The sequence below is a fragment of the Gaiella sp. genome, from assembly GCF_057140465.1.
Genome location: NZ_DBNHWK010000026.1, coordinates 42,236 through 48,863 on the forward strand (window position 1 = coordinate 42,236; position 6,628 = coordinate 48,863).

At 65.1% G+C, this 6,628-nt stretch carries 6 protein-coding genes; 2 read left to right on the plus strand and 4 right to left on the minus strand.

The window, feature by feature from the left end; all coding sequences use genetic code 11:
* Nucleotides 1-3: 3 nt before the first annotated feature.
* The 3 genes from AC162C_RS03830 to AC162C_RS03840 form a co-directional block, all read right to left on the minus strand.
* Entirely contained in the window at nt 4-645 is a 642-nt protein-coding gene (locus tag AC162C_RS03830) for a CBS domain-containing protein (protein ID WP_462974067.1), read from the minus strand.
* Between the two features lie 200 nt (nt 646-845).
* On the minus strand, nt 846-1,121 hold the full coding sequence (locus AC162C_RS03835) for a MarR family transcriptional regulator (protein WP_484096387.1): 276 nt from the start codon (nt 1,119-1,121) through the stop codon (nt 846-848).
* Nucleotides 1,118-2,014, minus strand: a complete 897-nt coding sequence (locus AC162C_RS03840) for a TerC family protein (protein ID WP_484096388.1) — start codon at nt 2,012-2,014, stop codon at nt 1,118-1,120. The genes AC162C_RS03835 and AC162C_RS03840 overlap by 4 nt, the downstream gene beginning before the upstream one ends.
* 105 nt (nt 2,015-2,119) lie before the next feature.
* Here AC162C_RS03840 and AC162C_RS03845 point away from each other — a divergent pair, with 105 nt between their 5' ends.
* Together AC162C_RS03845 and AC162C_RS03850 are read left to right on the plus strand one after the other, a co-directional pair.
* Nucleotides 2,120-2,380, plus strand: coding sequence for a response regulator transcription factor (locus AC162C_RS03845; protein WP_484096389.1), 261 nt, complete (start codon nt 2,120-2,122; stop codon nt 2,378-2,380).
* Between the two features lie 182 nt (nt 2,381-2,562).
* Complete coding sequence (locus AC162C_RS03850) at nt 2,563-5,103, plus strand: helix-turn-helix transcriptional regulator (protein ID WP_484096390.1); 2,541 nt, start codon at nt 2,563-2,565, stop codon at nt 5,101-5,103.
* On the opposite strand, the gene AC162C_RS03855 is transcribed toward AC162C_RS03850, so the two are convergent.
* The gene (locus tag AC162C_RS03855) at nt 5,004-6,380 is read right to left on the minus strand and encodes an HD-GYP domain-containing protein (RefSeq protein ID WP_484096391.1); all 1,377 of its coding nucleotides are present in this window, start codon (nt 6,378-6,380) and stop codon (nt 5,004-5,006) included. The genes AC162C_RS03850 and AC162C_RS03855 overlap by 100 nt on opposite strands.
* Nucleotides 6,381-6,628 lie beyond the last annotated feature (248 nt).

The window sequence follows — 6,628 nt, forward strand, 5'->3', positions numbered from 1 at the left end:
TCGCTAGGGCTGCACCGACTTCAGCTTCGACTCGACATCGATCACGCCCGGGACCCGACGCGTCAGCGACGGCACCAGCTCGAGGTCGGACTTCGTCGGGACGGTTCCCTCGAGCGTGACGAGGCCGTCCTTGACGGTCACGCGCAGCGTGTCGCGGTCGAGCCACAGGATCCGGCGGATGACGTCCTCCTCGATCTCGTGCTGCACCTCGTCGTCCGAGCGGACGAACGCCCGGACGAGATCCGCCCGGGTGACGATCCCGACGAGCACGCCGTCCTCGACGACGGGCAGCCGGTTCACACCCTCCTCGATCATCAGCGTTGCGGCCTCGGCGACCGGGCGGTCGGGGGCGACGACGATCGCCGGGGCGCTCATCGCGTCACCGACCGTCTTCGCCGCCATCCGGTCGTCGAGCCACGGGTCACCGGGGTCGAGGAACCAGGCGAGGAAGCCGTGGGACGCGTGCCCGTTGCCTTCCTTGACGATCACGTCGGCCTCGGAGAGCACGCCGATCACAGCACCGTCCTCGTCGACGACGGGTATGCCGGAGATGCCCTCGCGGGCGAGGTGCAACGCTGCCTCCTTGAGCGGGGCGTCAGGCGTCGTCGTGATCACCGACGTCGACATCACATCTCGGATCTTCATCGAATCAGTCCTCCTTCTCGTCTCGTCCATCGTCACCGGGGGCCGGTGCCGGCGCAACGGGTCAGCCCCCGATCCGGGTGCGGGTTGTCCGCGATACCGATGGCGGTCGACCCGGATCCCGGACGCGGGCTCTCGCGGCCGCAGACGTGCGTGCCGCGGGCGTCCCCAGGTGGTCGATGTCCGCCCGAGAGCCGAGGCCGTCAGCGGGGCCCGACCAACCCGAGGAGGTCGCGCACGTCGACGTCCTGCTGTTGGGGGTGCCGGAGGCGGGCGTCGAGCACGACGTCGTAGTGGTTGCGACGCCCGACCCTCGTGCGAACGAGGTATCCCTCTGCGACCAGGTCGTTGACGATCGTCTGCACGGCGCGCTCCGTGATGCCCACCCCCGCTGCGATCTCGCGCAGACGGGCGTCGGGGTCTCGGGCGATGCAGAGGAGGACGTGCGCGTGGTGGGAGAGGAAGGTCCAGGACGTCACGCGACGGCTCCGTCGTGCGTGGCGCTCCGGATGCCTGGGCGCCGACCGGGCGTCCGTGCCAGTGAGAGCCCGACCGCCGCGAGGAGGAGGAGAAGGATCACGAGCAGAGACAGCCAGGTCGGGATCTTCCATACATCCGTGAGGAGCATCTTCGCGCCGACGAAGACGAGAATCAACGCGAGCCCGTGGGACAGGTAGTGGAATCGCTCCATCATCCCCGAGAGCGCGAAGTACAGGGACCGCAGCCCGAGCAGGGCGAATGCATTCGCCGCGAAGACGATGAAGGCGTCGTCGGTCACCGCGAAGATCGCGGGGATCGAGTCGACGGCGAAGATGAGGTCGGTCGTCGCCAGCGCCGCCACGACAGCTGCCGTGATCGGCGCACCGGGCCAGAGCCGGCGGACGAGCCTCACGGCGGGGTTACGGTCCGGGTGCACCTCCTCGGCCGAGTGTCGCGCGAGCTTCACGCCGGTGATCACGAGTAGCGCGCCGAACGCGTAGATCGTGACGTGGAACGCATCGAGCAGCGCCGCGCCGATGAGGATGAAGACCGCGCGCATCACGAGGGCCATCACGATCCCGAGCGACAGGAGACCTCCCTGCCTCGATGGGGGTATCGCGAAGGCCGAGAAGATGAGCGCGAAGACGAAGATGTTGTCGATCGAGAGGCTGCGCTCGATCAGATAGCCGGAGAGGTACTCCCCGCCCGCCTCGCTTCCTCTCCATGCCGCCATCACTCCGGCGAAGCCCGCTCCCAGGGCGAGCCATCCGACGCTCCACGCCGCGGAGCCGCGGAACGTGATGCCGCGGCGCCCGAAGAGAACGAAGTCGACGGCGAGGAGGACGAGGATCGCGACCGCCAGGGAGAGCCAGGGGACGAGCGAAGAACTCACAGGAGCAATTATACAGGAAGCACACTTCTATTATTGGATTTCCACCCCAGCTTCCATCCTTCGACCGATGGATCGACCGACCCGGTCGGGGCAGAATCCCGCGGCATGACAGAGCTGACCACGACACAGATCTCCGGGTTGACCGAGCGGCAGCGACAGGTCGTCGCCTTGATCGCGGCCGGCTGCTCCAACGTCGAGCTCGGACGCGAGCTCGGGATCTCGCCGAGGACGGCCAAGGCGCACTGCGACGTGCTCCGGCGGAAGCTCGGCGTTCCACGCCGGAGACACATCCCGGCGGCCTACCGGATCCTCACGGGCGAGGACCCGCTGGCGGGTGCACCGGGGCTCTCCCCGCTGGGGGGTTGAAGACGACGGCGCCCACGGCTCCGCCCCCGACGCCGTGGGCGCCGTCTTCCCCGATGCCGAACCGTGCAGTAGCCTCCCCACCCGAGATGGGGGAGCGGCCTCCGCGACCGTTGCGTCGGCGTCGCATCATCGAGCGGCCTCGTCTGATTCGCGCGCTCGACCGCTCACAGGCGCGCGTGCGCATGCTCGTCGCGCCGGCCGGTTACGGGAAGACGACGCTCGCGGAGCAGTGGGCGCAGGCGGGCGCGCGGCAGGTCGCGTGGTTCCGCGCCCGGCGCTCCGCGATCGACGTCGCCGTGCTCGCGCGGGGCCTCTCCGCGGCCTCGCGGGAGATCGTGCCCGGAGCGGGGCGAAAGCTCGAGGAGCGTCTCGCAGTCACGCAGGATCCGGCGCGGGAAGCGGTTGTCCTCGCCGAGATCCTGGCCTCCGATCTCGGCGAGTGGCCGTCGGACGCCTGGATCGTCATCGACGACTACCAGTTCGTCTCGCGGTCGGTGGCGGGAGAGGCGTTCGTCGAGACGTTGGCGCACCAGACGCCGACCCAGTTCCTGATCGCGTCCCGCCGGCGCCCCGGGTGGGTCTCGGGGAGGACGATCCTGTACGGAGGGGCGCTCGAGATCACGCAGACGGCCCTTGCGATGGACGCGGACGAGGCCGAGGAGGTGCTCGAAGGACGGCATCCCGGGCTCAGCGCCGGGTTGATCGCGATCGCCGAGGGCTGGCCCGCTGTCATCGGGTTGGCGCGCGTCGCCGACGCCGAGCCGACCGGTGACGTCGAGGTTCCCCAGGAGCTCTACGAGTTCTTCGCAGACGAGGTGTACCGGTCGCTGGAGGGGCCGGTCCGGGCGGGGCTGTCGATCCTCGCGGGCCTGCCGCTCGTCGATCGGGCACTCGCGTTCGAGGTGCTCGGCGACGACGTCGGCCGCGCCGTCTGCGAGCAGACCCTGAGCCTCGGGATCGTTGACGAGCGCGAGGGCCGACTCGAGCTCCATCCGCTTGCCGCGGCGTTCCTCGAGCAGAGAGCACGGTTGGATCGCGAACGCGATCTCGAGTCTGCCGCTCGGCGCGCACTGGCGATCTACCGCAACGGACGGGAGTGGGATGCGGCATTCGAGCTCGTCGATCGCTACGGGTTCCACGACCAGCTCGAGCCGCTTCTCACCGAGTCCCTCGACGAGCTCCTCAACGCCGGCCGACTCGCAACGCTGGAGAGCATGCTCCAGTTCAATACAACGGCGCGATGCAACGCTCCAATACTGCGACTGGCGGAGGGTGAGGTCAGTCTGCGGCGTGGCAGACACATGACGGCTTCGACTCTTGCAAGGGGCTCCCTGGATGCGCCTGACGTACTCGGAGAGCCGCTCCAGTTCCGATTCCGTGCGCTTGCAGCGCGGGCGGCGCATGTTGGCTCACGGGAAGAGGAAGCACTCTCCTACTACCGCCTCGCCGGCGATGTGGCGCCTGATAACGCATGCCTACGATCCGCCCAATGGGGCCAGGTCATGTGTTTAGCCGCTCTTGAGCGAAAAGAGGCGTTCTCCCTACTTCGCAAGTTGGAGTCGACAATCAACCACGGCGATCCATTGGAGTTGGTGCGCCTGGCCGACAAGCAGCTCAGCCTTGGCTTCAAGTTCGGCTATGTGAAGAACCTCTCTGACGCACGGCGCGTTGCGGAACTCATTACCAGTATCGACGACCCATTCGTGCGATGCTCATTCAGAAGCATGTACGGATGGGCGCTTGCTCTGGGAAGCCACTATGGCCAGGCTCAGACCGTCGCCCAGGAACTAGTCGACGACGCGTCAAGGTTTCGTGTCGACATTGCTCTGACATATGGGCACGCGACACGCGCCGCTGCATTGGCGGGCATGAGGCAGTACGGCGCCGCGGCGGATGAGCTTGAAGCGGCGAGAGTGGAGGCTCGCCGCTGTAATGACTCCAACGGTGAGCAGAACGCGTACTCCATTGGGTTGAGACTCCTTCTGCAGGAAGGAAGGGCGACTGACGCCGCAGGCCTTGAGCCGCCTGACCTCAGGCCGTCGCTCCGCAGTATGAAGGGCGAAGTGTTGGGCTCACGCGCTCTAGTGCTCGCAACGATCGGCCGAGTACAAGATGCCCAATCCCTCGCTAGACAAGCGACTTCAGTAACTCGAGGCCTAGAGGCGAAAGTGCTCGCCCATTGCGTCGATCTCGTATGCGCTGTAAAGACACGGCAGGCTGGGATTGCGACTCGCATTCGCGACGTAGTAGATCTTGCGTATTCATTGGGTGCAGTCGATCCCTTGGTCACGGCCTATCGAGCCAATCCAGACCTACTCGCTGTTCTGCTCAGTACGTCGTCCGTCCGAGAGAGAATCGCGTTTCTCGTTGCACGCGCCGGGGATGAGGATCTCGTAGCCAGTGTGGGTGCGAGACCTGAGGATCTGCTCGACCCGCGCACGACACTCACGCCAAGACAGCGAGACGTCTACGAACTTGTCTGCATGGGCTTGACAAACGACGAGATTGCACGAGAGCTCTTCATCAGCGAGAAGACCGTTAAGTCACACGTGCATCATGTCTTCGACAAGTTAGGGATCCGGTCCCGAACTGCTCTGGCTCTCGGCGCCGCTACGCGGGGGGGTCAGGCTGCGTCTGCCTCTCGCCCGACGGAACCCTCGAGCAACTCCACCGTGGACCAGAAGTCGAGCGGGGCAAACTCGGATCCAAGGGCATGTCGGTAGTCGTTGTCAGCCTCTGCGAGTAGGGAAACGAAGGCGACGACGGCCTCGGTTTGGAACTGACTCCCCATGGCCTGGAGCAGCCGATCACGCGCAACGGGGTATTCCATCGCTTTTCGGTACGGCCTGTCGGAGGTCATGGCGTTGTATGCGTCAGCAACCGCGATGAGGTTGGAAAGCATTGGAATCGCGTCTCCACGCAATCGATCCGGATATCCCTCGCCGTCGATCCGTTCGTGGTGATGTCGCACGATTGTCGCCACATCTGTGTATGCGTCAACCTTGCTCAGAATTCTCTCGCCGATTTCAGAATGCTTCTCCATTTCTCGTCTCTCTTCGAGAGTGAGACGACCCTCTTTGTTGAGTAGTGACGCGGGGAGTCCGATCTTCCCGATGTCGTGAACCAAGCCGCAGAGGTACGCGCGTTCTTGATCCTCGGCAGACAAACCCATTTGCGTCGCGATATCTCGTGCGTAGATCGCCACGGCCTTGGAGTGGCCGGCTGTATACTCGTCACTCTCTTCCAGCGTCTGAACTAGAGCTGCGGCGAAGGAGAGGTTTGCGCTGCGTAGGGACTCGTTTGCGTCGCTGAGATCCGCAGCAAGACGGAGCTGCTCCTCGAGCAGTCGGGTCTTCTCCTGGTAGAGGCTGAACAGTCGCTGGGCGGCAAGGGCAGGTGCCAGGAATAGGAAGGCGCTCCAAGGAGAGATCTCTGTGTATGCGAAGGCTAGAAGAGCCACCACTGGTGCGTACACGAGCACGGCCATCGCGGCGACTGGACCGGCTATCCGGGCTATTGAGACGCTATTGCCGCGCAGTCGGCTCGTGGCTGACGCGAAGAGCACCTCAAGCGTCTCTCCAACGATGGACGCGGCGATGGTCGCCACGATGATCGCACCCGTGTCGCTGTCCAGTCGACCTCGTGCGAGATCGGCCGATACGCCCATCGCCACACCGGAGATGAACCGCGTGCTCGAATAGGTGAGCCACTTGAGTCCCGGGGATCTGCCCCGTGTCGACTGGCCAAGAAGTTCGGGCTCGCCCAGTTCAGAGGCCGCTCCGACCAGGCCTCCGGCCAGGGGGCCGAAGAGCACCGCCGCGAAGAGAGTAAGGACAGGCGAGATCGAGAGCTCTGTCGTCTGCGTCACACGGACAGTTCCGCGTTCTGCGATCGCTGCGGCGATGCCAAGGGCCACAACTGCCCAAGGGCTTCCAATTCCCACACCGCGCTCCACGAGAGCAAGACCCAGCCCTGCAGCGGATACGGCGAGAAGCGCCACATAGGCATTGAGTGCGCGCTGGCGATTCATCGACGTACCACTCTTGTTCCCTTGTTCGATTTTCGATTGCGGTATACGATCTCTGTGCCGTCAGTTCCCCAACCTAGGAGTAGCGATGCGAAGGCTCTTCGTTCGCAACCTCCTTCTTGCCGCCATGTGCGCCGGCGTGAAGGACTGGTAGCCGTCGAATCCTGGTTTCTCTGTCCCTGATGGGCATCCCTCTTTCGGGGTAACCGGAAGGGCGCGGA

Bases quoted from the DNA above. Each gene is read 5' to 3' on its own strand.
- AC162C_RS03830 (WP_462974067.1), bottom strand. From the start codon at position 645: ATGAAGATCCGAGATGTGATGTCGACGTCGGTGATCACGACGACGCCT.
- AC162C_RS03845 (WP_484096389.1), top strand. From the start codon at position 2,120: ATGACAGAGCTGACCACGACACAGATCTCCGGGTTGACCGAGCGGCAG.
- AC162C_RS03850 (WP_484096390.1), top strand. From the start codon at position 2,563: ATGCTCGTCGCGCCGGCCGGTTACGGGAAGACGACGCTCGCGGAGCAG.